Raw genomic sequence first — 23,121 nt, forward strand, 5'->3', positions numbered from 1 at the left:
TTCTGGAATCGAGCCGCTTTATCCTACGGGAAGGCGCAAAGCGCAAACGCGAAGTGGGAGGAGGGTGGGTCAGCCGGCCTCGGCGAGGCGCGCCGGCCGTCGCCGGTTCGCCAGATCGTTGAACAGGCGGCGGCCCGGTTCCTCGATCCAACGGTGGGTGATCGCCGCCAGCGCGAGGACGCACAGCACGTACAGCGCGGTCACCGCGTCGGCCAGCCAGACATCCCGATGGAACAGGACGATCATCTCGGTCTTGCCCGCCATGGTCTGCCCGAACAGCGGCCGGCCGAGGGATTTCTGCGCCATGCTCGTGCCCAGCCACAGAACGAAGACCACGATCATGTGCACCATGTAGATCGAGTAGGACCGGGTGCCGAGCCAGCGGGCGGGCGCCGACGACAGGAGCCGCGACAACGGACCGGCCTCGAAGGAGAAGATCAGCACGATGGCGGCGAAGGCCGGAGGCGACGCCAATCCACCGGCCTCAAGGTCGGGAACCGACAGGCCGGCGATCAGCAGCCCGACGCCGGCGACCTCCAGCAGCGGCAGGACGCGGAACGCCGTCTGCCGGAACCCTGGCCACTCCGTCACCGCAAGGTGGACACGGTGAACGAGATGCCCGAGGAAGAACCCACACAGGCAGCGGAAGAATCCATAATCATAGGTGGCGCCCATGTAGCGGGGGGACAGGATCGCTACCGCCAGCCATCCGCTCAGCGCAATCACGGCGGCCAGGATCGCCAGATGACGGCGCGCGGTCAGAACGAGCAGGCCGAACAGAAGGCAGACGTAGAACTCGGTGCTGATCGACCAGCTCGGTCCGTTCCAGGTGTTGTTGTCGTGAACGCCGAGCGCGTGGATCAGGGCGAGGTTGGTCGGTATGGCTTCGGCCGCCGTGATCCCGGTGAAGGGGGGTGTTCCGAAAGTGATCCCGAGCCCCTGCCCCGCCAGCAGCTTGCACAGTTCGATGAGCACGAACACGCCGAGCGTGACCGCGTGCAGCGGCCACAGGCGGCCGAAGCGCCGGATCGCGTAGCCGGTCAGGGCAGCGAGGTCGGTCAACCGGCGGCCGTAGGCGTGGGTGATGACGAAGCCGCTGAGAACGAAGAAGAAATCCACGAACAGGTAGGCGTTGCGCAGCAGCGGAAGATGGAACAGGTGCCCAAAGGCCGGAAAATGCAGCAGCGCCACCAAAAGCGCGCACACCCCCCGCCAACCGTCCAGCACCTGAAAGCGCATCCCCGTCTCCGCCTACCGCCCCTGCGTGGCCAGCGCCACCTTGTTCATGAAAGTCTCGGGCTGGCCTTCGGCCATCAGCGGGAAGGCGTCGCAAACGGCGTCCAGCAACGGGTCGACCCAGACCTGTTCCGCCTTGGCGAAGTCGTGCAGCACGTAGCCGCTGACCAGATCCTTGTTGCCGGGATGACCGATGCCCAGGCGGATGCGCCAGTAGTCCTTGCCGATGTGGCTGTCGATGGAGCGCAAGCCGTTGTGGCCGCCATGCCCGCCGCCCTTCTTCACCCGGATCCTGCCGGGTGGAAGGTCGAGCTCGTCGTGGATGACGACGACGTTCTCGGGCTTGAGCTTGTAGAATTGCAGCGCCGCGACCACCGACTGGCCGGACAGGTTCATGAAGGTCGCCGGTTCCAGCGCCAGAACCTTGTCGCCGCCGACGACGCCCTCGGCGGTCAGTCCCTGGAAACGCTTCTTCCAGGGGGTGAAGCGGTATTGCCGGGCGATCGCCTCGGCGGCCATGTAGCCGATGTTGTGGCGGTTGCGCGCGTATTCGGACCCAGGGTTGCCCAATCCGACCAGCAGCAGCATGAAAACGCCTCTCCGCACAAACGAAGCGGGGGGCCGAAGCCCCCCACCCGATACGCCATCGAAGACGGGAAACCGCTTTAGGCGGCTTCGCCACCCTCGGACTTCAGGCCCGACGGGGCGATGATCGTCGCGATGGTGAAATCGCGGTCGGTGATCACCGAGGTCACGCCTTCCGGCAGGTTCACCGCCGAGATGTGGATCGAGTCGCCGACGTCGTAGCCCTCGCACGAGATCGTCACGTGCTCGGGGATGTTGTCGGCCGGGCACTCCAGATCCAGCTCGTGGCGAACGATGTTCAGCACGGCGCCGCGCTTCAGGCCGGGCGACTTGTCCTGCGAGACGAACTCGACCGGGACGTGCACGACGACGCGGGTGTCGCTGGAGACGCGCAGGAAGTCCACGTGCAGCGGAACGTCGGTCACCGGGTGGAACTGCACGTCGCGCGGCAGGACGCGGTGGGCGGCGCCGTCGACGGTCACGTCGAACAGGTGCGTGAAGAAGCCCGGCTGGTGCAGGACGCGGGTGAACTCGAACTTCTCGAGCGAAATGGTCACGGGCGCCTGCTTGCCACCGTAGATGACGGCCGGAATGCGGCCGTCACGACGGGTTTGGCGGGCGGTCCCCTTGCCGGCCCGTTCGCGCCCTTCGGCGCCGAGCGGAATGATCTTGGTCATGACGATGCTCCAAAACGAAAAGGGCGCCGGCCTCCAGGGGTGCCGACGCTGTGCGCGGGCTCATTACGGCAAAGCGCCCGCAACGTCAAGGGCGACCGCGCCGGCGCGCCGGCCTCAGCCCCGGAACAGGTGCGGGACCACCGCCGAATCCACGCCGACGCGCGGATCCTGCGATTCGCGCACCGACATGCCCAGGCACTTGTCGCCGACGATCCAGGCGTGCAGCACGGCGCGGGTGTCCTCCTCGCGGAAGCCCGGCGGCGTCTCCAGCCACACGGTGCCGTGCGAATCGACGCCCTCGCCGTCGTCGGCGACCACCGCGCCCTGCTCGACGATGCGCTGCGGGGCCGCGTCCAGCCCGTACAGCGCGCGCCCCGTCACCATGTCGCACGGCCCCAGCGTGGCCGAATCCAGCGCGGCGCGGCACAGGTTGGGGTGGCGCGGGTAGAGGTGCGAGAGCACCGCCAACAGCCCGTGGTTCGACCACAGCCAGCACCACAACGGCGACAGCACGCTCATGCCGCCGCTGCGCAGCCGGTGCAGGAAGGCGTCCTCGGTCAGCCCGTCCCAGGGGTAGAGCTTGGCGAGCCAGGAGATCGCCCGCCCCTCGTCGTCGAGGAAACGGCGCCCGTCCCAGCCGATCGTCTGCAAGGGCAGCAGCCGGGTCTCGATGCCGGCCTCCGCCGCCGTGGCGGCCAGATAGACCAGCTCGCCCTCGCGCACCGGGTCGGGGGTGGCGCAGGTCAGGTGGATCAGCCCCCGGCCGGGCTGCCCGGCGGCCAGTTCCTCCCAGCGCTCGACCAGCGCCTCGTGCAGGCCGTTGAACTGGTTGGCGTCGGCGGCCATCGCCTCGCGCCAGTTGCGCTGGACCAACGAGGCGGCGAACAGCCCCTCCGTCGTGTCGTAGTTGCAGGCCAGCAGCTTGACGCTGTCGCGGCCATCGTAGGACAGGGTCAGGCGCCCGGCCAGACCGCCGGCCCGCTCGTTCGGGCGGCCACCCGACCAGTAATCGGTCCAGGACGCCTCCAGCACGCGCGCGGCCTCGCCACGGATGCCCAGCGCGCCGAACAGCTTGTTGTCCACCACATGGCGCACGGCGGTGCCGATCATGGTGTGCAACTCGTCGGCGACGCTCTCGATCAGGTCGATCTGCGAGGCGGTGAACTCATAGCAGGCGTCCTCCCGCCAGCCCGCGCCGGCGGACATGGCGCGGACGCCGTAGGGATACTTGCGAAGGCCCGGACGCCAGTCGGCGCGCGGCTTCATTGTCGTTCTGCGCATGGGGAACCCGGTCCGTCCGTATCAGCGGGGTGTCGGCTCGGACTCCGCCGAAGCGGCGGGAACGGCGGCGGGGACGGGGGACGGCGGGAAGGCGACGGGCGGCGGGCTGGTCAACGGTCCTCTCCGAAGGGCTTCGGGGATCCCCCTCGGGGGTTCGGTCGCGCATGGTCCCGAATCCGGCGGGATGGCGCAATACGCACCGCCCCGTATGTAACCCGCAACCGCGCGGACCGCCATACCGCATGCGGCGTAGACGCCGCAACCCCGCCCCCGGCGCAGGTGGCGTCAGACCAGCGCGGCGCCGGGGCGCGACAGCGACCGCATGGCCCAGGCGGCCAGCCGGCCGCGCCGCAGACGCAGGGAGGCGCCGGACAGCGCGGCGTCGGCGGGGCCGGGAGCGGAACCGGGCGAGGTCCGCAGAGGGGCGTCGGGCAGCAGGATGGCGCGGCGGGTGCGGCGGGCGGCCAGGAGAACGCGCATGACCTCCTCCTCCGACACCGTGCGGCGCGCCGGAGCGGAGGCGAGGCTGGCGGTTTCGCGCAGCGCGGCCATTTGTCCGAGGGTTCCGGTCAGGCCCTTGGTCGCCGCGGTCAGGGCGGCTTCGTCGTACAGGGCGAGAACAAGCGTCCTCAACCCGGCCTCAATCCGAATGGACATGGGCGCGCTCCAGAAATCAGGGGGTGACGTGTTGGAGCCCCGATTATCCGTGCGCGGCCCCCTTCGGGCCATGCTCGCCAAGGGAGTAACACCTTGGGCGCGGCCTGCTGATGCGGCAATGCCACACCGGGGTGCTCAGAAAGACTTGGGAGGACGCTGGGAAGTCCCGCGTCAAGGCGCGGGAAGAAATGGTGGAGCCGAGGGGGATCGAACCCCTGACCTTCGCAATGCCATTGCGACGCTCTCCCAGCTGAGCTACGGCCCCATTTGGTGCGCTTGGAGGGAGTCGAACCCCCACGGCCTTTCAGCCACTAGGACCTGAACCTAGCGCGTCTACCAGTTCCGCCACAAGCGCGCACCGTTACCCTGGTAGCAACCGGAACGCGACATCCGGGGTGAAAACACCACAGTGAAGCGTTCAGGAAGTATAGACTTTACTCTAGAACATCTCCTCCCGGAGTCCGGGAAGAAATGGTGGAGCCGAGGAGGATCGAACTCCTGACCTTCGCAATGCCATTGCGACGCTCTCCCAGCTGAGCTACGGCCCCGTTTGGTGCGCTTGGAGGGAGTCGAACCCCCACGACCTTGCAGTCACTAGGACCTGAACCTAGCGCGTCTACCAGTTCCGCCACAAGCGCGTCCCGCGTTACTTGGGGTCACGCGGGGCGCTCTATGTACCCAGAGGAACCGCCGCGCTCAAGAGAAAAATCGCGCCCCCGAAAGATTTTTCCGGGCGCGCCCCTTTTCCCTCGCCAGCCCTATTCCGCCGGCTTGATCGCGTAGAAGCGGAAGACGCGCATTCCGGCCTCGATGGCGGCGACGCGGCGCACCCACATCTCGACCTCCTCCATCACCGCCAGCTTGGTGGGGACGTCCAGATGGTGCTTTTCCAGATGCTCGACCAAGCCCTGGATGGCGACCAGGATCAGGTTGCGGTGGGTGTCGGAGATGTCCTCGGAAATGCGCAGGTCGAGGTTCCGCTGGGCGAACGCGTTGGCCATGCGCTCCTTGTCCCACAGATGCGGCTGCATCGGCTCCTTGTCGCACCAGGACTGGATCGCCTTGGCGCCGATCTTGTCGGCTTCGGCGATGTAGTCGGTGATCAGCAGATGCCCGCGCGGCTTCAGGACGATCTCCATCCCGTCGAACATCTGCTCCTTGTCGCGGACCGAGAACAGCCCTTCCTTGTAGACGATGGCGTCCACACGCTTGGGATAGCCGAAATGCTCGGGGTTGAAGGTCTCGACCGGCGCCTTCTTTTCCAACCCGGCCTTGAAGGAGCGCACCATGCCCTCCTTCGCCATCAGGTCGGACGCCTCCAGCCCGGTCACCCAGCAGCCGTATTTGCCCGCCATGGTCCGGCTGGTGCCGCCGAGACCGGCCGCCAGATCGAGCACGCTCATCGCCGGGTTCAGCCCCAGCGGCTTCACCAGATAGGGGATGTGGTCGGCGCCGCCGGGCGTGTTGAAGCCCTCACCCCACAACTTCTCCGCCACCTCGATGCGGGTCGCGGTCCACAGGGGCTTGCCCCAGCGGTTGATGCCCGGCCCCGGACCCGACGGCGGCTCCGGCGGGGGGGGCGGCGCCTCGTCCTTCCTGCCCTTCTTCTTGCCGGAGAGGTCGTAGCCCTCCCACCAGGCATGAAGGCGCGTCTTCAGGTTCGGCCCCTGGCCGTCGTCGTTTTTGTCCGTCATCGCCACCCGCCGCCCCGCTCGCCGATCGCCGCGTCTTCGGAGCCCGGCACCGTGATGCCGGCCGTGCGCGGCCTGTTTGTCCTGCGGTCGATGGATCCCATCATGAAACATCCCCCGCAAGAAACGTTCACACCCTCAGGCTATCCAAGCGCCAAGTCCAAGCAAGCGGAAAATCGCCGCCCCGCCCCGGTCATCGGGTCGCGGGGGCAGCCGAATCCGTCAGGGAATCAAGGGGAAGCGACGCCACCCGCGTGCCGGCCGCGCGCAGCACCGCTTGGCAGGACGGCGGCACGTTGGCGACACGCGGACCGGGCGGGCGCGGCTTGGGCGGGGTCGCGTGCGGGCGCTCCACCGCCGGGGTGGCGCGGTCCAGCCAGGAGGCGACCTCCTCGCCGCAGCCGTCGCCTTCGGGCTGGGCGGCCTGGTCCTCGCATTGCGGGCTGCCGGGCGGGCAGCTCAGGCGGATGTGCATGTGGCCGTCATGCCCGTACCAGGGACGCAGCTTGTTCAGGAAGGAGCGGTCCGGCCAGGAGCGGCCGCACATCGCCTGCTTGATCGCCGGGTTGACGAAGATGCGGGACACGCGCGGGTCGCTGGCGGCGATCTGGACCAGCCGCGCCTGCCGCTCCGACCAGCCGTTGCCGATGGTCATCCGGTCGTAATCGACGTATTTGACCTCGTCGAGCCGCTCGCGCGCGGTCCGCGCCATCGGCGGCAGGTCGAGCCGCAGCCAGACGTCGGCGTCCAGCCCGATCTGGTGGCTGGCGTGGCCCATCGGCATCGGGCCGCCGCGCGCCTGCCCCATGTCACCGATCAGCGCGGTGCCCAGCCCGGCGGCGGCGACCTTGCGGCCGAAATCCTTCAGGGTGTCGATCAGGAGCGGGTGGCCGTAGTTGCGCTGGCGCGACAGCCGGATCACCTGATAGCCGACGCCTTCCGCCGGCAGCGCCCGCGCCCCGGCGATGCAGCCCGCGGCATAGCCGCCGATGGATTGCGCCACGCCCAGCGACGGGCCGGGCACGGCGGCCCAGGCGACGCTGGTGGTGTAATCGGGGGGCTTGCGGGCGGTCTTCTTGCGGGTCTCGGCCCCGGCGGCGCCCGTCAGGGCGACAGTCGCCACGACACACGCGAGCACCCCAACGGCAAGACGCTTCATGGTTTCCCCTTCACCCGCAGCCGGCTGTTCCGGTGTAGCGCAGGGAGGGTTAAGGAATGGTGGAGGTCAAGAACGGTTCTCAATCCTCTCCCATCAGTCCAGCCTCCGTCAGTCCAGTGCCCATCAATCCAGGGTCTGGCGGTAGCGCTTCAGGGCGATCGCGGTGACCACCGCCAGGAACAGCGCCAGCGCCGCGACCTCCCCCGCGATCTCGGCCGCCCCGTTGCCCTTGAGCAGGATGCCGCGCACGATGCGCAGGAAATGGGTCAGCGGCAGGATCTCCCCCACCGCCTGCGCCCAGCCGGGCATGCCCCGAAAGGGAAACATGAAGCCCGACAACAGGATCGACGGCAGGAAGTAGAAAAACGACATCTGCATCGCCTGCAACTGGTTCTTCGCCAGGGTGGAGAAGGTGAAGCCGACCGCGAGGTTGGCGGCGATGAACAGGACCAGCACCAGCGACAGCAGCGTCAGGCTGCCCAACAGCGGCACGTCGAACAGCAGTTTCGCCGCCCCCAGGATCAGCACCACCTGGAGATACCCGACGCAGACGAAGGGCACGATCTTGCCCAGCATTACCTCGAAGGGGCGGACCGGCATCGCCAGCAGGTTCTCCATCGTGCCGCGCTCCCGCTCGCGGGTCACGGCCAGCGCGGTCATCATCACCATGGTCATGCTCAGCACCACCCCCATCAGGCCGGGCACGACGTTGTACTGGGTGATGCCCTCCGGGTTGTAGCGGCGGTGGACCCGCAGCTCGACCGGGTCGGGGGTGGAGCGCAGCGGCGCCAGCGGCCCGGTCAAATCGGGGTCGAGCGCCTGCCGGGCGATCACCGCCAGCGCCGCCAGCGCGTTGCTGGTGGCGGCCGGGTCGGTGGCGTCGGCCTCCACCAGCAGGACCGGGCGGGTGCCGCGTTGCAGGTCGCGCCCGAAGCCGGCCGGAACGGTGACGGCGAACTGAACGCTCCCCTCGGCCAGCAGGCGGTCCAACTCGGCCTCCCCCGCCACGGCGCGGGTGATGTCGAAATACCCGGAGTTGTCCAACGCCGCGACCAGCGTGCGGGCGAAGGGGCCGGGGTCGGCGACCAGGACGGCGGTCGGCAGTCGCTTGGGATCGGCGTTGATGGCGAAGCCGAACAGGACGAGTTGCAGGATCGGCACCCCCACCATCATGGCGAAGGTCAGCCGGTCGCGCCGCATTTGTATGAATTCCTTAACCATGACCGCAACAAAGCGGGCAACCGACACGCGAGTCATGGAAAACCCCTATGACTTGGAAAGTAGAAAAAACACGGCTTTCGGCAGAAAGAAAAAAACCGGAAAGGGACTTTTAATTTTTTTTATTCGTTCTATTGACAGGGTCATGTTTCTTATGGAGAAGATTGGGAACTTACTCAATATTGTCCCTGGAGACATCCCGTGAAGGCTTTCGTTGCCAAGAGCACCCTGTTTGCCGCCGCTCTCTTCCTGACGCAGGGCGCCGCTCTGGCCGGGCAGCAGGATTTCACCATCGTCAACAAGACCGGCTATCCGCTGAAGCACATCTTCGTGTCGGAGTCCAAGAGCAACAGCTGGGACGAGGACGTGCTGGGCCGCGACGTGCTGAACGACGGTGAGGAATTCGAGCTCTCCTTCGGGAAGTCCGAGAGCACCTGCAAGTGGGACATGAAGGTCGCCTACGACGACGGCGAGACCGCCGTGTGGGAGAACCTGGACCTCTGCAAGATCTCCAAGCTGACGCTGAAGTGGAACAAGAACACCGGCGTGACCTCCGCCCTGAAGGAGTGAGGACCACGGGGGCGCCGCGCCCAGGCCGTCGCGCCGCGGCGGCGCCCCCGCCTTCATGAAAAGTTGTCCGTGCTGCGGTTCATCAGGTGGATGAAGACGTCCTCCAGGGTCGGTTCCGTTTCCACCACCCGCACAGCCTGGCCGTCCATCCAGGGGCCACCCATCCAGGGCTTCAACGCCGCATCCAGCGCCGCCGCGTCGGTTCCGCTGACGTGCAGGCGGCTGCCGAACACCGCGACCATCTCGACGCCCGGCTTGCCCTCCAAATCCGCCGCGATCCGCCGTGGATCGCCGCCCTCGACCAGCCGGGTCCGCAAGCCCGACTCCGCCACCACCCGGTCGACCGGCCCGTGCACCATCAGCGTGCCGTAGGCGATGTAGGCGATCTCGTGGCAGCGCTCCGCCTCGTCCATGTAATGGGTGCTGACCAGCACGGTCAGGCCCTCGCCGGCCAGCCGGTGGATCTCCTCCCAGAACTCGCGCCGCGCCTTGGGATCGACCCCCGCCGTCGGCTCGTCGAGCAGCAGCAGCTTGGGTTCGTGCAGGATGCAGGCGGCCAGCGCCAGACGCTGCTTCCAGCCGCCCGACAGCTCCCCCGCCAGTTGCGCCCGCCGGTTGCCCAGCCCCAGCCGCTCCAGCGCGGCGGCGACCTTGCGCCTGCGGTCGGGCACGCCGTACATGCGGGCGACGAAGTCCAGATTCTCGGCGATGCTCAGATCCTCCCAGAAGCTGAACTTCTGGGTCATGTAGCCGACCTGCCGCTTGATCGCCGCGCTCTGCGTGCGGATGTCGAGCCCCAGGCAGGTGCCCTCCCCCGCATCCGGCGTCAGCAGCCCGCAGAGCAGCCGGATCGTCGTCGTCTTGCCCGACCCGTTGGGGCCGAGGAAGCCGTAGATTTGCCCCTGCCCCACCCGGATCGACACGTCGTTGACGACCGTCCTGGTTCCGAAGCGCTTGACGAGGCCGCGCACGTCGATGGCCGGGGGAACCGCTGGGGTGGGCGTCATGGCGCCAGCTCCACGTCCACCGGCAGGCCGGGATTGAGGGCGAAGTCCCGAGCGGCGTCGGGAACCGCCTCGACCCGGAACACCAGCTTTTCCCGGCTGCCGACGCTGTAGATCACCGGTGGGGTGTATTCCGCCCTCGACGCCACAGACGTCACCCGCGCGCCCAAGCCCGCCGGGCAGCCGTCGCAGCGCACCCTCAGCGCGGTGCCCGGCGCCAGACGCGCGACGGCGGTCTCGGGCACGAAGAGCACCAGCTTGACCCGGTCCGGCGGCAGCAGGGCGACCACCGGCGATCCCGCCGGCACCCATTCGCCGGGGTTGTAGAGCGTGTCCTCGACCAGTGCCCCGGCCGGCGCCGCCGGGGCCAGATCGGCCAAGCGGCGTTCCCCCTGCGCCAGCGCGGCCTCCGCCTGGGCGACCGCCTCGTCGGCCGCCCGACGCTGATCGGGACGCCCCGCCAAACCGGCCACCGCGAGCTGCGCCTGCGTCTCGGCCAGCCGGCCCCGGTCGCGGTCGAAGGCGGCGCGCGCGGTGTCGAGCTTGTCGGGGGAGCTGACCCGGCGGGCGACCAGCGCCGACTGCCGCTCCAGCTCCGCCGCCGACAGGCGCAGCGCCGCCTCCGCCTGGGCCTTCTGGGCGGCGACGACCGCCACCTCCTCCGCCCGCCTGCCGGTGTCGAGGTCGGCACGCTGCGCCCTCGCCTGGGCCAGCGCCGCCGCCAGCCGGTCGCGCTCCGCCGTGGCGGTGGCGCGGTCGACGACGAACAGCGCCGCCCCCGCCGCGACCCGCTCGCCGCGCCGCACCAGCAGTTGCTCCAGCGTGCCGGCGGCCGGGGCGGCGATGCGCAGATACTCGCCCTCGACATAGCCATGCGCGAGCGGCGGCGGCGGCCCGCCCCAGCCGGGGCCGAGCGGCAGGCCAAGCCACAGCGCGGCGGCCGCCAGACTTTCCGTCCAACCGCTCACGGTGCGTCCCCTTCCGCGACGAGGACCCGGCGCAGATGGTCACGGTGGGTGGCGACCAGCGCCGCCACGTCGAGCGGTTCCGTGCCGTCCACCCGGTCGAAGGCGGTGCGCCAGATGGCGCTCAGCAGCAGCGGCGCGACGATCAGGCGGACGGTGTGCTCGACGTTCACCGGGCGGAACTCGCCCCGGTCGATGCCCCGTTGCAGCAGCGCCGCCAGCAGGCCGAAGCCGCGCCGGATCACCTCGCGGTGGTAAAAGGCGGCGAGTTCGGGGAAGTTGCCGGCCTCGGCGATCACCAGCTTGGGGATCACGGCGGCGCGGGTGGTGGCGATCACCTCGGCCACCATCGCCAGCAGCCGTTCCAGCAGCGCGAAGGACGGCTCCGGCACCTCGGCGATCATCCGCTCCGCCCGCTCCAGATTGGGCAGGATCGCGGCGCGGATCACCGCCTTGAACAGCTCCTCCTTGCTGGGAAAGTACAGGTAGAGCGTGCCCTTGCTGACCCCGGCGCGCGCGGCGACCTCCTCCAGCCGGGCGGCGGCGAAGCCGCGCTCGGCGAAGACGTCCATCGCGGCGGCGACGATCTCCTGCGGGCGGGCGCCCTTGCGGCGGCGCCAGCGCGGGGCATCGCCATCCGATGAAGACGGGGCGGGCGGGGGGGAAACGGGCGGATCGGGGTCCGGCATCGCGCCATCCTATTTACTGACTGGTCAGTTATTAACACGATGTCCGCTTTTCCGCCATTCCCCTTCCGTGCGACTCTGGGACGCGGCCGAAGGTCATTGTGCAACGCAGTGTAGGCTATGCGAAAAGGCTTGCCTTTCTGCGGACAGTCGCGGAAACTTTCTATCGGCCGGTCGCGCGCGTTGCGGCGCACCGTCGTTGTCAATCGGAAAAAAGGCTGCCGGATCAACGGTCGCCGCTCCGTCGGGAGGAAAGGTTCAAGGCGCTGCCGCCGGGACCTTCGGTGTCGTGCCGTCCGTACGGCTTTCGCCGAGAAAGGCCCCCTGCCTTAGCGAGGGATCGACCATGCCGAGTGCCGCGCGTTCCATCCAGCCCGCCTCCTCGTCCAGCCTCGAACTGCTGACGATCTACGAGGTCAGCAAGATTCTCGGTTCGTCGCTGGATCTCGAACAGACCCTGCGCGAGGTGCTGCGGGCGCTGTCCTACCAGCTCCAGATGCAGCGGGGCCGCGTGTACCTCCAGGGCGAGGACAACACGCTGCGCCTGGTCGCCGCCCACGGCCTCTCGAAGGACGCGCTGGCGCAGGAGATCGACGTCCAGGCAGGCGAGGGCATCACCGGCCGCATCCTGAAGACCGCGATGCCGGTGGTGATCCCCAACCTCGCCGAGGAACCGCTGTTCCTCAACCGCTCGGGCGGGCGCGACGACCTGGACGAGCAGGTCGCCTCGCTGGTCGGCGTGCCGATCAAGGCGGCCGGCACCGTCGTCGGCGTGCTGACCATCGACCGCATCTCCGACGAGGGGACCGGGGGCCATTTCGGCTCCGACGTGCGGTTTCTGACCATGGTCGCCAACCTGATCGGCCAGACCGTGCGCCTGCACCGCACCGTCGCGGAAGAGCGCCGCTTCATGATGCGCGAGACCTTCCGCGTCCAGAAGGAGCTGCGGCCGGTCGTGGCCCCGGTCAACGACGTGGTCTGCACCAGTTCCAACATGGTCGACGTGCTGGCCCAGGTGCACCGGGTGGCGCCCTTCAAGTCGACCGTGCTGATCCGCGGCGAGAGCGGCACCGGCAAGGAGCTGATCGCGCGCGCCATCCACAACATGTCGCCGCGCAAGGACGCGCCCTTCATCCGGGTGAACTGCGCCGCCCTGCCCGAATCCCTGCTGGAATCGGAACTGTTCGGCCACGAGAAGGGCTCTTTCACCGGCGCCCAGAAGGACCACAAGGGCCGGTTCGAGCTGGCCTCGGGCGGCACGCTGTTCCTCGACGAGATCGGCGACATCTCGTCGAACTTCCAGGGCAAGCTGCTGCGCGTGCTGCAGGAGCAGGAGTTCGAGCGGGTCGGCGGGTCGAAGACGATCAAGACCGACGTGCGGCTGATCTGCGCCACCAACCTGAACCTGGAGGAAGCGGTCGGCCACGGCAAGTTCCGCGCCGACCTGTATTTCCGCATCAACGTGGTGACGATCCACCTGCCGCCGCTGCGCGAGCGGCGCGGCGACATCGCGCTGCTGGCCCGGCATTTCGTCGCGAAGTTCGGCAAGGACAACGGCCTCAACCTGGGCATCGACGGCGAGGCGCTGGAGGTGCTGAACCGCTGCACTTGGCCCGGCAACGTGCGCGAGCTGGAAAACTGCATCGAGCGCGCCGCCACCCAATGCCGCAACGGCACCATCCGCTTGCCGGACCTGTCGTGCAGCATGAACCTGTGCAACTCGTCGGTGCTGTTCCAATACCGCACGATGGGCGCGGCGGTCGGCGGCTTGGCGCCCTCGACCAGCAACACCCCGACCAACCCGAACATCGCCCGCGCCCCCCAGCCGGCCTCCATGCCCAGCGCGGTTCCGGCCCCGGCCGTCAACGTCGCTTGGCCGTCCTGCGCCAGCGGCTGCGCCGCCAGCGCCCCGCCGGGATGCAGCGCGGTCAAGCCGGTGCCGATGCCCCCCAGCGCCATCCTGCCGCTGCCGACCCCCGAACCGGCCGGGTCGTCTCCGTCCGCCCCGTCGGCGCCCGCCCCGCAGCCGGGCTCCGCCGACCTGCCCGTCGACGAGCCGGATTCGGGACCGCTGCGCGACCGCTTGCTGTGGGCGATGGAGCGTACCGGCTGGGTGCAGGCCAAGGCCGCCCGCCTGCTCGGCATGACGACCCGGCAGGTGAGCTACGCCTTGCGCAAGTACAACATCGAGATCAAGCGGTTCTGATCGGCTCCGACCGGGCGGGGAGCGGCCGGCCTCCCGCGAGCGTATGCACACCACACCCCTAAAGAAAGTGTGCTATAGCTCGCTCCAGACCGCCGTCCTCCCCGTTCGAACGGATCCGGCCTTGTCCGCTCTGGAAAAGCCTCTCGCCCTGCTCTTCGTCGACATCGCCGACAGCACCATGCTGTACGAGCGCATCGGCAACGTCACCGCCGCGATCCTGACCCAGAAGGTCCTGGCCCATCTGCGCCGGCTGGTCGAAACCACCGGCGGCGGCGTCGTCAAAAGCTCGGGCGACGGCCTGCTCGGCGCCTTCCCGTCCGCCGACGACAGCGCGCGCGCCGCTTTGGCGATGATGGCGATCCAGGAGGAATACGGGATCCGCCTGCGCATCGGCATCCATTTCGGCCCGGTGATCGAGGGCGCCGGCGATCTCTACGGCGACGCCTGCAACGTCGCGGCGCGCGCCCAGCAGATCGCCCGCCCCGGCGAGATCCTGGCGACCGAGGCGGTGGTCCAGCTCCTCTCCCCGGCCCTGCTGGCCCGGAGCCGGATCCTGAGCAACGTCGCGATGAAGGGCAAGGCCACGCCCATCCGCGTCCATCAGATCCGCACCAGCAACGACGCGGACGAGTCGCTGGACAGCACGACGCTGGGCGTCTTCGCCGCCACCGCCATGGTGACCCTGCACCTGTCCTACCGGGGCCAAGCCATCCTGATGAGCCGCGCCCTGACCCGCGTCACCATCGGGCGCGAGGACAGCAGCGGCCTGCGCATCGTCTCGCGCCAAGCCTCGCGCCAGCACGCGGTCATCGATTTCAGCCGGGAAAGCTTCCTGCTGACCGACCATTCGACCAACGGCACCTTCATCCGCAGCGGCGGCTCGCCGCCGGTGGCGCTGCGCCGCGATTCGACCAAGCTGGTCGGCAGCGGCCTGATCGGCTTCGGCGCCGAGGCGCTCGACGAGGCGCAGGACCACGTCGTCGCCTTCCGGGGCGAGTTGGCCTGATCCGTCCGTTCCACCATGTCGGGTCCCCGACAGCGCTTGGCCTTTGTCGCAATGCCGACAGCGGCCGGAAATCGGACAATGCGCCGTAACACTTTGTAAAATTTCATTTCTTCCTGTTGGCCCCGAACTTGCTTTTACCCCTGCGACCAACGGTGTCGTCAGGCGGTCGGGCCAAGCGCCATCCGGCGCGGCAGGGAAGGAGTGGATGATGGGCAACGTGATTGCGCTCGACAGCATTCTCGGCTTGGGCGAGTTGAAGGCTCCGGCCGAATCCACGCCGGTGGAGGCGTCCGGCTGCACGACCTCGTCCTGCGGATCGTCCGACGGACCGGCCGACATGGATCCGGCGGTGTGGGAGAAGGTGAAGAACCACCCCTGCTACTCGGAAGAGGCGCATCACTACTTCGCCCGCATGCACGTCGCCGTCGCGCCGGCCTGCAACATCCAGTGCAACTACTGCAACCGCAAATACGATTGCTCGAACGAGAGCCGTCCGGGCGTGGTCTCCGAAAAGCTGACCCCCGATCAGGCGATCAGGAAGATCCTCGCCGTCGCCCAGGAAATCCCGCAGCTGTCGGTGATCGGCATCGCCGGCCCCGGCGACAGCCTCGCCGCCGGGGCGAAGAACACCTTCGCGACCTTCGAGCATCTCCAGAAGAAGGCGCCCGACCTGAAGCTGTGCCTGTCCACCAACGGGCTGGCCCTGCCGGAGACCGTCGAGCGCATCGCCCAGTACAACATCGACCATGTGACCATCACCATCAACATGGTGGATCCGGAGGTCGGCCAACACATCTACCCGTGGATCTTCTACAAACACAAGCGTTGGACCGGCCTGGACGCCGCGAAGATCCTACACGAGCAGCAGATGCTGGGCCTTGAGATGCTGACCGCGCGCGGCATCCTGGTGAAGGTCAACTCGGTGATGATCCCCGGCATCAACGACGCGCATCTGCTCGACGTGAACAAGGCGGTGAAGTCGCGCGGCGCCTTCTTGCACAACATCATGCCGCTGATCTCCGACCCGGCGCACGGCACCCATTTCGGCCTGACCGGCCAGCGCGGCCCGTCGGCGCAGGAGTTGAAGGTCGTGCAGGACGCCTGCGAGGGCGGCGCCAAGCTGATGCGCCATTGCCGCCAGTGCCGCGCCGACGCGGTCGGGCTGCTGGGCGAGGACCGTGGCGAGGAGTTCACCGCCGACAAGGTCGAGGCGATGGGCGAGATCCACGACGACGGCGACGCCCGCCGCACCTACCGCGAGCATGTCGAGTCCGAGCGCGCCGGCCGCCACGCCTCGAAGGAAGCGGCCAAGGCCGAGGTCCAGGAGACGGTGGGCACGCAAGCCGACCCGATCCTGATCGCCGTCGCCACCAAGGGCGGCGAGCGCATCAACGAGCATTTCGGCCACGCCAAGGAATTCCAGATCTACGAGGTCGGCCCCAAGGGCGCCAAGTTCGTCGGCCACCGCCGCGTCGACCAGTATTGCGAGGGCGGCACGGGCGACGGCGAGACCCTGGACACCGTCCTGTCGGCGATCAACGACTGCGCGGCGGTGTTCGTCGCCAAGATCGGCGGCTGCCCGTCCAAATCGCTGGAGGCCGCCGGCATCGAGCCGGTCGACCGCTTCGCCTTCGAGTACATCGAGGAATCGGCCCTGTCCTACTTCAAGGACTACGCCGAGCGCCTCGGTCGCGGCGCGGTGCGGTCCCGCGCCGGCCAGGACGCGGTGATCCGCACCGGCGCGCTGACCGCCCGCCGCGCCTGAGTTTTTTCCCCACAGCCATCCCTATTTTTCAAAGGAGAGAGCCATGGCCTACAAGATCAAGTCCGCCGAATGCACCGTCTGCGGCGCCTGCGAGGCCGAGTGCCCGAACATCGCCATCGGCTTCAAGAAGGGCACCTACGTCATCGACCCGGCCAAGTGCAGCGAGTGCGAAGGCCAGTTCGACAGCCCGCAATGCGCCTCGGTCTGCCCGGCCGACTGCTGCGTCCCGGCTTGATAGCGGAGGGCCGTGCCCCCTCCCTGACCCTCCCCCGCCTTCGGCGGGAGAGGGGACTGCCGCTGGACCGTTGCAACGCTCCTGCCCCCTCTCCCGCGAAGCGGGGGAGGGATGGGGAGGGGGAAAAGCGAGACCTTCCGGAGCGCCGCCATGCTGGACGAGGTGGATGAAGACTGGCTCGCCCGCCGCTACTACGGCGGCGACCTGCCCGCCGAGGCGGAGCGGTGCCTGCATCTGGCCGCCGCCAGCTACGCCGACCGGGAGGCCGCACTCCACCACCTCGCTTGCGCGGCTGAGGCGGCGCCCGGCCACCGGCTGGTCGATCTCGGCCACTACAAGTTCCACTTCTACAAGGCCGACCTTGCCGAAGCCTTGGGCTACGGCGAGCGCATGATCGGCCACGCCATGGCCGCGCTCGGCGTCAACCACAGCGATTGGCGCACCGTCACCCCGGCCACCGCCGACTTCACCGGGCTGGAGCCGGCCCCCCGCCTGTTCCTGTTCGCGCTGGTGGCGCTCGGCTACCTGAACCTGCGGCTGGGCGACCTGCCGCAGGGGCGGGAGGCGCTGACCCTGGTCCGCGCCCTCGACCCCGCGGACCGCTTCGGCGCCTCCCGCCTGCTGGCCGTCGCCGACCGCCGGGAGCGCGACGAGGCCATGACCGACGCCTATGAGGAGGCCGGCGCATGAGCGACGACGCGATCCTCGACACCCTCGACTGGCGCGGCGAACCGGTGGATTGCGGGGCCTGCGCCCACCAGGACCGCCGGACCGGCGCGGAGTCGCACACGGTCCCCGGCGGAATCCTCACCGGCCATTGCCAGCCGCGCCGGGCCTGCGTCCACGACCGCTACGCCAAGCGCATCCAGCGCTTCTTCGAGTGGAACCCGGATCTGGCCGCCCAGCATCTCGACCACCCCTATTTCGAGGTGCGGGCCAACGCCGCGCGCTTCGCTCCGATCTTCCAGATCCCGCGCCTGATCGGCGACCCGGACGAGACGGTGCGCGCCACGCTGGCGCGCCGCCTGCCGCGCCGGCTGCTGCTGAAGCTGCGCGACGACCCCGACCGCGAGGTCCGCATCGCCGTCGCCGTCCGGTTGGAGGACGCCGACCTCGCCCCGCTGATGCGCGATCCCGACGGTGCGGTCCGGCTGCGCGTCGTCCGCCGCATCCCGGAAGGCATGCTGCCGGCGATGATGCACGACGAGGACCCGGAGGTCCGCGTCGAGGTCGCCCGCCGCGTCGCCATGGACTGGCTGCCCAGCCTCGTCTGGGACGACAGCCCGCGCGTCCGGCTGGTGGTGGCCCAGCGCCTGCCCGCCGCCAAGCTGCACGTCCTGGCGCGGGACGCCGATTGGATGGTGCGGCTGGCCGTCGCCGGCCGGATCGATCCGGACCAGCTCGATCCCCTGCTCGACGACCCGGAGGACGAGGTCCGCGCCATCGCCCGCCAGCGCCGCGAGGGCGTCCTCATCGCCAACGACCTGCCACCCCTGTGAACGGAGCCGTCCGCATGCAGCCTCAGCAATCCCGCCGCGAACGCGCCCGCGACCCCAACGAGCCGATCGAGCTGGAAGGCCCGGCCGCCTTCGACCAGGGCCACAAGGTCCGGGCGCTGAAGGACGTGCGCAACGACGGCACCTACCCCGGCTGCCCGGTCGGCGAGTACCTGATCCGCGCGGGCGACGTCGGCTACGTCATCTCCATCGGGACCTATCTCCAGATGTATTACATCTACGCCGTCGATTTTTACGAGAAGCGGGTGGTCGTCGGCATGCGCGCCAAGGAACTGGAAATGATCGACGCGCGCTGCAACGACCCGCAATGACCGCCCTGGGACCGTCACTCCCCCTGCCCCTCCGGAAGGAGCCTCGCCGATGACCGAAGCCGCCACCCCCGCCAAGCCCGGTTTCACCCCGCCGCGCGAACCGCTCTACGACTGGGGTCTGCGGGTCACCGTGGTCGAGGATCTGCTGAACGACGGCAGCCACCCGCAGAGCGCCCCCGGCGCGCTGCTGGCGCCGCGCGGCACGCCGGGCGTCATCGTCCGCGTCGGCCACACCGAGGAGGGCCACCTGCCGGTCTATCTGGTCGAGCTTCCCGGCGGCACCGTGGTCGGCTGCCTGGAGGAGGAGATCACCCCGTCGGACGGCTCGCGCCGCAACGTGCCGGGGGTGATGTCGTGACGATCTACCTCGACAACAACGCCACCACCGCGCTCGCCCCGGAAGTGCGCGAGGCGATCCTGCCCCATCTGTTCGGGGAGTTCGCCAACCCGTCCAGCCCGCACGGCCCCGGCATGGCCGCCCGCCGCGCGGTCGGCGAGGCCCGCGCCCAGATCGCCGCGCTGATCGGCGCCAAGCCGGCCGACCTCGTGATGACCGGCGGCGCCACCGAGGCGACGCACACCGCCATCCTCGGCGCGCTGCGCACGCTGGAGGAGACCGAGCACACCCGCAGCCACATCGTCACCACCGCGGTCGAGCACCCGGCGACGCTGGCGCTGTTCGAGGATCTGCGGCAGCAAGGCTGGCGGGTCACCATCCTGCCGGTGGATGCCGATGGTGTGCCCTCGCTGGCCGCGCTCGGCGCCGTGGTGACCGAGCGCACCGCGCTGGTCTCCATGATGTGGGCCAACAACGAGACCGGCGTGCTGATGCCGGTGGCCGGCGCCTCAGCCATCGCGCACGCCCACGGCGCGCTGTTCCACACCGACGCGGTGCAGGCGGCGGGCCGGGTGCCGGTCGATTGCGGCATCGCCGACTACCTCACCCTGTCCGCCCACAAGATGCACGGCCCCAAGGGCATCGGCGCGCTCTACGTCCGCAAGGGCGCGCCCTTCCGCCCGCTGATCCACGGCCACCAGGAGCGCCGCCGCCGGGGCGGGACCGAGAACGTGCCGGGCATCGTCGGCTTCGGCGCCGCCGCCTCGCTGGCCGATCTGTGGATGGACGAGAACGGGCTGACCGTCTTCCTGCGCGACCGGCTGGAGAGCGGCGTGCTGGCCCGCTGGCCCGGCGCGCGGGTCAACGGGGCCGGCGCGGCGCGGCTGCCCAACACGACCAACATCCGCTTTTCCGACGCCAAGGGCCGCCCGGTCGACGCCGAGGAGCTGCTGATCCGGCTCGACCGCGCCGGCATCGCGGTGTCGATGGGTGCCGCCTGCTCCTCCGGCGGCAACGAGCCGAGCCATGTGCTGACCGCCATGGGCCTGACCGGGGCGGAGGCGGCGGCCAGCCTGCGCTTCTCGCTCAGCCGCTACACCACGGCGGCCGAAGTGGACGCGGTGCTGTCCGAGCTGCCGGCGCTGCACGCCCGTCTGGTGACGGCGTAACGAACGCAACAAACGCGACAACGACAACAAGACGACACTCTGGAGCAGAAGACATGAAGGTCATGATCCGCAAGGCCGGCGAACAGTTCACCATCTACGTCGCCAAGAAGGACCTGGAAGAGCCGATCGTCGAGATGGAGAAGCCGGATCTGTGGGGCGGCTGGATCAAGGTCGCCAACGGCTGGACGCTGGATCTGCCGGACCTGCCGGCCGACACCCGCCTGCCGATCACCGTCGACGCCAAGAAACGCGGCGCGGAGTAAACGGCCATGGCCCTGTCCCACGAACGGATCGACGGCATCGCCGCGCTGGCCAACCGGCTCTTCGCCGAGGGCGGCCGTCTCGACGACGTGGCCCGCGCGGTGCGCGCGGCCAACACCGATTTGAAGACCGTGACCACCGCGCACGCCTCGGTGATGGCGGAGGATCCGTTCCGCGAGGAGGCCGGGTTCGACCTGCATCTGGTGGACGGCAACAACCATTGCTGGGTCATCACCGACAAGCCGGAGCTTGCCACCGGCGTCGTGATCGCCCAACGGGACGCGGAGGACTGAATGACCGACTCCACCCCGGCAGACGGCGCTGACAACGACGAGGATGGCGAGTTCGAGGACTACATCACCCAGACCGATCCCGACCTCTCGCAGGCGGAGGTCGAGGTCCTGACCCGCGTCCTGACCTCCGGGGGATTGGGCGACGGGCGGATGACGCGGGCCTTCGAGACCGCCTTCGCCGCTTACGTCGGCCGCGCCCACGCGGTCACGGTGTCCAGCGGCACCATGGCGGCGCTGCTGCTGCTCAAGGCGCTGGGCGTCGGCCCCGGCGACGAGGTGCTGTGCAGCCCCTTCGGCTGGCACCAGACGCAGCACGCGGTGGCGTTGAGCGGCGCCACCCCGGTGCTGGTCGACATCGATTACTGGCAGCACACCATCAACCCGGAGAAGGCCGCCGGCCTCGTCACCCCGGCCACCAAGGCGATCCTGGCCGGCAACGTCAACGGCCACCCGGCCCATTGGGACGAGCTGACCGCGCTGGCCAAGGCCTACAACCTCACCCTGATCGAGGATTCGAGCGAGGCCATCGGCTCGACCTACAAGGGGCGGATGGTCGGGACCTTCGGCGACGCGTCCTACTTCGACTTCTCCGAGCCCGGCATCCTGCTGGCCGGCGAGGGCGGGATGGTCGTCACCGACGACAAGGATCTGGCGCACCGCCTGCGCTACCTGCGCCACCGCGAGACGGAGCACCGCAACACCGTGGTCATCACCCGGACCGTGCCGTGGCAGGCCCGGATGAGCACCCTCGGCGCCGCGCTGGGCCTCGTCCAGTTGAAGCGGCTGCCGGAGATCGTCGCGCGGCGCAACCGCGTGATCGGCTGGTACGACGCGGCGATGGCCAGCTTCGAGGGCATCAAGCCGCCCTACCGGGGGCCGGGGGCCGGGACCGTCAACCCGATGGTCTACAGCGTCCATCTCGGCACGCGCTTCACCGCGTCGGGGCGCAAGGCGATCATCGAGGATCTCGACGGGCAGGGCATCGACGCCTCGGATTACGGGCAGTCGTTGCACACCCAGCAATATTACCAGGAACGCGGCGCCACCCGCGCCGACTGCCCCGTCTGCACCAAGACCGGCGACCGGGTGCTGGCCCTGCCGCTGCACCACAAGGTCACCGAGGACCAGATCGCCTTCATCGTCGAGACGCTGAAGGACGCTACCGTCAACACCGGGGCCGGCGCGGCCATCTACTGAAGGGACTTCGCATGACCGACACCGCACTGGCACCCAAGACGGACGCCGACGCCGATTCCGTCACGGTCGCCGACACCGCCGCCGCCATCGCCGACATCGCCGCCGCGCTGAAGGCCCGTCGGGCGGTGCCCTTTCTGGGGCCGGGCGCCTTCGCGCTGCTGCCGCCCGACGATTGCCCGATCCCGCGCAATTCGGCGGAGCTGACCCAGCGGCTGAACGCCAAGGTGACGGCGCCCGGCCGGTTCCGCACCAACCTGACCGCCGTCGCCCAGTTCATCGAAACCCGCCGCCACCGCAAGACGCTGGAGGCGATCCTCAACGAGATCTTCCGCCAGACGGTGCCCTCGACCCCAGTCCACCGGCTGCTCGCCGCGATCCCGGCGCCGGCGCTGATCGTCGACGTGTGGTACGACGACGTGCTCGACACGCTGCTGAGCGGGCACAAGGACCGGAGCTGGGGCCAGATCCAGGGCCTGTCGCACCCGCAATCGACCGGGGAATGGGTCAAATACTACGCCCCCGGCGGCGCCGAGGTGACGGCGGAGGCGGCGGCCGGCTGGGAGACCGCGCTCTACAAGCCGTCGGGCGCGGTGACCCCGGCCGGAAACTATCTGATTTCCGACAGCGACTACGTCGAGCTGCTGACCGAGATCGACATCCAGACGCCGATCCCGCCGCTGGTCCAGGAGCGCCGCGCCGGGCGGCATTTCCTGTATCTGGGCTGCCGCTTCGACCACGAGATCCAGCGCACCTTCGGCCGGCAGATCGCCAAGCGCTCGTCGGACAGCCACTGGGCGGTGATCCAGGGCGAGCTGTCGCGCAACGAGGAACGGTTCCTGTCCCAACACGGCATCAAGCGCCTCGAGCTGACGCTCGACGTGGCGGTGGAGATGCTGGAAGAGGCGATGAACGGCTGACCTCTTCGCCCGCCGACCAAGCCCTCTTCCCCCCGGGGAGAGGGTCGGGTGAGGGGGACGCACGGCGACCGACAAGCACTGGAAACCACTCGGCGTTTTTCTTCCGGCCTACCGGCCGTAACGCCCCCTCACCGGCCCTTCGGGCCAGAGGTCGCTCGCAAGTCTCGCGACCGCGCTC

General features: G+C 69.1%; 26 protein-coding genes and 4 tRNA genes. 15 read left to right on the forward strand and 15 right to left on the reverse strand.

Annotated features, from left to right (window positions below; all coding sequences use genetic code 11):
- Positions 1-69: 69 nt before the first annotated feature.
- The 12 genes from EJ913_RS07045 to EJ913_RS07100 form a co-directional block, all read right to left on the reverse strand.
- Positions 70-1,239: an acyltransferase family protein gene (locus EJ913_RS07045; protein ID WP_126996196.1), complete on the reverse strand. Its 1,170-nt coding sequence runs from the start codon at positions 1,237-1,239 to the stop codon at positions 70-72.
- 12 nt (positions 1,240-1,251) lie between these two features.
- The gene (gene pth / locus EJ913_RS07050; protein WP_126996198.1) at positions 1,252-1,824 is read right to left on the reverse strand and encodes an aminoacyl-tRNA hydrolase; all 573 of its coding nucleotides are present in this window, start codon (positions 1,822-1,824) and stop codon (positions 1,252-1,254) included.
- Between the two features lie 77 nt (positions 1,825-1,901).
- On the reverse strand, positions 1,902-2,498 hold the full coding sequence (locus tag EJ913_RS07055) for a 50S ribosomal protein L25/general stress protein Ctc (protein ID WP_126996200.1): 597 nt from the start codon (positions 2,496-2,498) through the stop codon (positions 1,902-1,904).
- A gap of 114 nt (positions 2,499-2,612) precedes the next feature.
- Positions 2,613-3,779 carry a glutathionylspermidine synthase family protein gene (locus EJ913_RS07060; protein WP_126996201.1) on the reverse strand — a complete coding sequence of 389 codons (1,167 nt, stop codon included), beginning with the start codon at positions 3,777-3,779 and terminating at the stop codon, positions 2,613-2,615.
- A 285-nt stretch (positions 3,780-4,064) separates the two neighbouring features.
- The gene (locus tag EJ913_RS07065; RefSeq protein WP_126996203.1) at positions 4,065-4,436 is read right to left on the reverse strand and encodes a hypothetical protein; all 372 of its coding nucleotides are present in this window, start codon (positions 4,434-4,436) and stop codon (positions 4,065-4,067) included.
- 189 nt (positions 4,437-4,625) lie between these two features.
- Positions 4,626-4,701 (reverse strand) — tRNA-Ala (locus EJ913_RS07070).
- 3 nt (positions 4,702-4,704) lie between these two features.
- Positions 4,705-4,791 (reverse strand) — tRNA-Leu (locus EJ913_RS07075).
- A 117-nt stretch (positions 4,792-4,908) separates the two neighbouring features.
- Positions 4,909-4,984, reverse strand: a tRNA-Ala gene (locus tag EJ913_RS07080).
- 3 nt (positions 4,985-4,987) lie between these two features.
- A tRNA-Leu gene (locus EJ913_RS07085) sits at positions 4,988-5,074 on the reverse strand.
- Between the two features lie 120 nt (positions 5,075-5,194).
- Positions 5,195-6,130 carry a class I SAM-dependent methyltransferase gene (locus EJ913_RS07090; protein WP_185909703.1) on the reverse strand — a complete coding sequence of 312 codons (936 nt, stop codon included), beginning with the start codon at positions 6,128-6,130 and terminating at the stop codon, positions 5,195-5,197.
- A gap of 190 nt (positions 6,131-6,320) precedes the next feature.
- Positions 6,321-7,250, reverse strand: a complete 930-nt coding sequence (mepA, locus tag EJ913_RS07095; RefSeq protein ID WP_244939277.1) for a penicillin-insensitive murein endopeptidase — start codon at positions 7,248-7,250, stop codon at positions 6,321-6,323.
- 159 nt (positions 7,251-7,409) lie between these two features.
- Positions 7,410-8,543, reverse strand: coding sequence for an ABC transporter permease (locus tag EJ913_RS07100; RefSeq protein ID WP_126996209.1), 1,134 nt, complete (start codon positions 8,541-8,543; stop codon positions 7,410-7,412).
- Here EJ913_RS07100 and EJ913_RS31545 point away from each other — a divergent pair.
- Positions 8,506-8,709 carry a hypothetical protein gene (locus EJ913_RS31545; RefSeq protein ID WP_185909713.1) on the forward strand — a complete coding sequence of 68 codons (204 nt, stop codon included), beginning with the start codon at positions 8,506-8,508 and terminating at the stop codon, positions 8,707-8,709. The two genes, EJ913_RS07100 and EJ913_RS31545, sit on opposite strands and share 38 nt — an antisense overlap.
- Positions 8,706-9,074 (forward strand): hypothetical protein, encoded by a 369-nt coding sequence (locus EJ913_RS07105; RefSeq protein WP_126996211.1) that lies wholly within the window; start codon positions 8,706-8,708, stop codon positions 9,072-9,074. Before EJ913_RS31545 ends, EJ913_RS07105 begins: the two co-directional genes overlap by 4 nt.
- A 53-nt stretch (positions 9,075-9,127) precedes the next feature.
- Here EJ913_RS07105 and EJ913_RS07110 read toward each other — a convergent pair whose 3' ends face one another.
- Genes EJ913_RS07110 through EJ913_RS07120 form a run of 3 tightly spaced genes read right to left on the reverse strand, consistent with a single transcriptional unit; the run spans position 9,128 to position 11,732 of the window.
- Positions 9,128-10,081, reverse strand: coding sequence for an ABC transporter ATP-binding protein (locus EJ913_RS07110; RefSeq protein ID WP_126996213.1), 954 nt, complete (start codon positions 10,079-10,081; stop codon positions 9,128-9,130).
- Positions 10,078-11,046, reverse strand: coding sequence for an HlyD family secretion protein (locus EJ913_RS07115; protein ID WP_126996215.1), 969 nt, complete (start codon positions 11,044-11,046; stop codon positions 10,078-10,080). Before EJ913_RS07115 ends, EJ913_RS07110 begins: the two co-directional genes overlap by 4 nt.
- Positions 11,043-11,732, reverse strand: coding sequence for a TetR/AcrR family transcriptional regulator (locus tag EJ913_RS07120; protein ID WP_126996217.1), 690 nt, complete (start codon positions 11,730-11,732; stop codon positions 11,043-11,045). Before EJ913_RS07120 ends, EJ913_RS07115 begins: the two co-directional genes overlap by 4 nt.
- Positions 11,733-12,075: 343 nt before the next feature.
- On the opposite strand from EJ913_RS07120, the gene nifA reads away from it, so the two are divergent.
- The 13 genes from nifA (at position 12,076) to EJ913_RS07185 (ending at position 22,943) form a co-directional block, all read left to right on the forward strand.
- Positions 12,076-13,935, forward strand: coding sequence for a nif-specific transcriptional activator NifA (gene nifA, locus EJ913_RS07125; protein ID WP_126996219.1), 1,860 nt, complete (start codon positions 12,076-12,078; stop codon positions 13,933-13,935).
- Between the two features lie 121 nt (positions 13,936-14,056).
- On the forward strand, positions 14,057-14,941 hold the full coding sequence (locus tag EJ913_RS07130; RefSeq protein ID WP_238519719.1) for an adenylate/guanylate cyclase domain-containing protein: 885 nt from the start codon (positions 14,057-14,059) through the stop codon (positions 14,939-14,941).
- A gap of 205 nt (positions 14,942-15,146) precedes the next feature.
- On the forward strand, positions 15,147-16,706 hold the full coding sequence (nifB, locus tag EJ913_RS07135) for a nitrogenase cofactor biosynthesis protein NifB (protein WP_126996223.1): 1,560 nt from the start codon (positions 15,147-15,149) through the stop codon (positions 16,704-16,706).
- 43 nt (positions 16,707-16,749) lie between these two features.
- On the forward strand, positions 16,750-16,941 hold the full coding sequence (locus EJ913_RS07140) for a 4Fe-4S dicluster domain-containing protein (RefSeq protein WP_126996225.1): 192 nt from the start codon (positions 16,750-16,752) through the stop codon (positions 16,939-16,941).
- A 150-nt stretch (positions 16,942-17,091) separates the two neighbouring features.
- Positions 17,092-17,631 (forward strand): hypothetical protein, encoded by a 540-nt coding sequence (locus EJ913_RS07145; protein ID WP_126996227.1) that lies wholly within the window; start codon positions 17,092-17,094, stop codon positions 17,629-17,631.
- Complete coding sequence (locus EJ913_RS07150) at positions 17,628-18,440, forward strand: 4Fe4S-binding leucine-rich repeat protein (RefSeq protein WP_126996229.1); 813 nt, start codon at positions 17,628-17,630, stop codon at positions 18,438-18,440. Before EJ913_RS07145 ends, EJ913_RS07150 begins: the two co-directional genes overlap by 4 nt.
- A 14-nt stretch (positions 18,441-18,454) precedes the next feature.
- Positions 18,455-18,769: a nitrogen fixation protein NifZ gene (locus tag EJ913_RS07155; protein WP_126996231.1), complete on the forward strand. Its 315-nt coding sequence runs from the start codon at positions 18,455-18,457 to the stop codon at positions 18,767-18,769.
- A gap of 49 nt (positions 18,770-18,818) precedes the next feature.
- Positions 18,819-19,127: a nitrogen fixation protein NifZ gene (locus EJ913_RS07160; protein WP_126996233.1), complete on the forward strand. Its 309-nt coding sequence runs from the start codon at positions 18,819-18,821 to the stop codon at positions 19,125-19,127.
- The gene (locus EJ913_RS07165; RefSeq protein ID WP_126996235.1) at positions 19,124-20,275 is read left to right on the forward strand and encodes a cysteine desulfurase family protein; all 1,152 of its coding nucleotides are present in this window, start codon (positions 19,124-19,126) and stop codon (positions 20,273-20,275) included. The genes EJ913_RS07160 and EJ913_RS07165 overlap by 4 nt, the downstream gene beginning before the upstream one ends.
- 53 nt (positions 20,276-20,328) lie before the next feature.
- Positions 20,329-20,538 (forward strand): putative nitrogen fixation protein NifT, encoded by a 210-nt coding sequence (nifT, locus tag EJ913_RS07170; protein WP_126996237.1) that lies wholly within the window; start codon positions 20,329-20,331, stop codon positions 20,536-20,538.
- A 6-nt stretch (positions 20,539-20,544) separates the two neighbouring features.
- Positions 20,545-20,829, forward strand: a complete 285-nt coding sequence (locus EJ913_RS07175; protein ID WP_126996239.1) for a hypothetical protein — start codon at positions 20,545-20,547, stop codon at positions 20,827-20,829.
- The gene (locus EJ913_RS07180) at positions 20,830-22,026 is read left to right on the forward strand and encodes a DegT/DnrJ/EryC1/StrS family aminotransferase (RefSeq protein ID WP_126996241.1); all 1,197 of its coding nucleotides are present in this window, start codon (positions 20,830-20,832) and stop codon (positions 22,024-22,026) included. It abuts the gene before it with no gap.
- A gap of 11 nt (positions 22,027-22,037) precedes the next feature.
- Positions 22,038-22,943, forward strand: a complete 906-nt coding sequence (locus EJ913_RS07185; RefSeq protein ID WP_126996243.1) for an SIR2 family protein — start codon at positions 22,038-22,040, stop codon at positions 22,941-22,943.
- Positions 22,944-23,121 lie beyond the last annotated feature (178 nt).

Source organism: Azospirillum doebereinerae, from assembly GCF_003989665.1.
Lineage (GTDB): Bacteria > Pseudomonadota > Alphaproteobacteria > Azospirillales > Azospirillaceae > Azospirillum > Azospirillum doebereinerae.

Excerpts from the sequence above, each read along its gene's own strand:
- EJ913_RS07045 (WP_126996196.1), bottom strand. The coding sequence starts at position 1,239 with ATGCGCTTTCAGGTGCTGGACGGTTGGCGGGGGGTGTGCGCGCTTTTG.
- EJ913_RS07065 (WP_126996203.1), bottom strand. The coding sequence starts at position 4,436 with ATGTCCATTCGGATTGAGGCCGGGTTGAGGACGCTTGTTCTCGCCCTG.
- EJ913_RS07055 (WP_126996200.1), bottom strand. The coding sequence starts at position 2,498 with ATGACCAAGATCATTCCGCTCGGCGCCGAAGGGCGCGAACGGGCCGGC.
- EJ913_RS07160 (WP_126996233.1), top strand. The coding sequence starts at position 18,819 with ATGACCGAAGCCGCCACCCCCGCCAAGCCCGGTTTCACCCCGCCGCGC.
- EJ913_RS07090 (WP_185909703.1), bottom strand. The coding sequence starts at position 6,130 with ATGACGGACAAAAACGACGACGGCCAGGGGCCGAACCTGAAGACGCGC.
- nifB (WP_126996223.1), top strand. The coding sequence starts at position 15,147 with ATGATGGGCAACGTGATTGCGCTCGACAGCATTCTCGGCTTGGGCGAG.
- EJ913_RS07145 (WP_126996227.1), top strand. The coding sequence starts at position 17,092 with ATGCTGGACGAGGTGGATGAAGACTGGCTCGCCCGCCGCTACTACGGC.
- EJ913_RS07185 (WP_126996243.1), top strand. The coding sequence starts at position 22,038 with ATGACCGACACCGCACTGGCACCCAAGACGGACGCCGACGCCGATTCC.
- EJ913_RS07155 (WP_126996231.1), top strand. The coding sequence starts at position 18,455 with ATGCAGCCTCAGCAATCCCGCCGCGAACGCGCCCGCGACCCCAACGAG.
- EJ913_RS07120 (WP_126996217.1), bottom strand. The coding sequence starts at position 11,732 with ATGCCGGACCCCGATCCGCCCGTTTCCCCCCCGCCCGCCCCGTCTTCA.
- EJ913_RS07100 (WP_126996209.1), bottom strand. The coding sequence starts at position 8,543 with ATGACTCGCGTGTCGGTTGCCCGCTTTGTTGCGGTCATGGTTAAGGAA.
- nifA (WP_126996219.1), top strand. The coding sequence starts at position 12,076 with ATGCCGAGTGCCGCGCGTTCCATCCAGCCCGCCTCCTCGTCCAGCCTC.
- EJ913_RS07180 (WP_126996241.1), top strand. The coding sequence starts at position 20,830 with ATGACCGACTCCACCCCGGCAGACGGCGCTGACAACGACGAGGATGGC.
- nifT (WP_126996237.1), top strand. The coding sequence starts at position 20,329 with ATGAAGGTCATGATCCGCAAGGCCGGCGAACAGTTCACCATCTACGTC.
- EJ913_RS07060 (WP_126996201.1), bottom strand. The coding sequence starts at position 3,779 with ATGCGCAGAACGACAATGAAGCCGCGCGCCGACTGGCGTCCGGGCCTT.
- EJ913_RS07140 (WP_126996225.1), top strand. The coding sequence starts at position 16,750 with ATGGCCTACAAGATCAAGTCCGCCGAATGCACCGTCTGCGGCGCCTGC.
- EJ913_RS07110 (WP_126996213.1), bottom strand. The coding sequence starts at position 10,081 with ATGACGCCCACCCCAGCGGTTCCCCCGGCCATCGACGTGCGCGGCCTC.
- EJ913_RS07175 (WP_126996239.1), top strand. The coding sequence starts at position 20,545 with ATGGCCCTGTCCCACGAACGGATCGACGGCATCGCCGCGCTGGCCAAC.
- pth (WP_126996198.1), bottom strand. The coding sequence starts at position 1,824 with ATGCTGCTGCTGGTCGGATTGGGCAACCCTGGGTCCGAATACGCGCGC.
- EJ913_RS07150 (WP_126996229.1), top strand. The coding sequence starts at position 17,628 with ATGAGCGACGACGCGATCCTCGACACCCTCGACTGGCGCGGCGAACCG.
- EJ913_RS31545 (WP_185909713.1), top strand. The coding sequence starts at position 8,506 with ATGACCGCAACAAAGCGGGCAACCGACACGCGAGTCATGGAAAACCCC.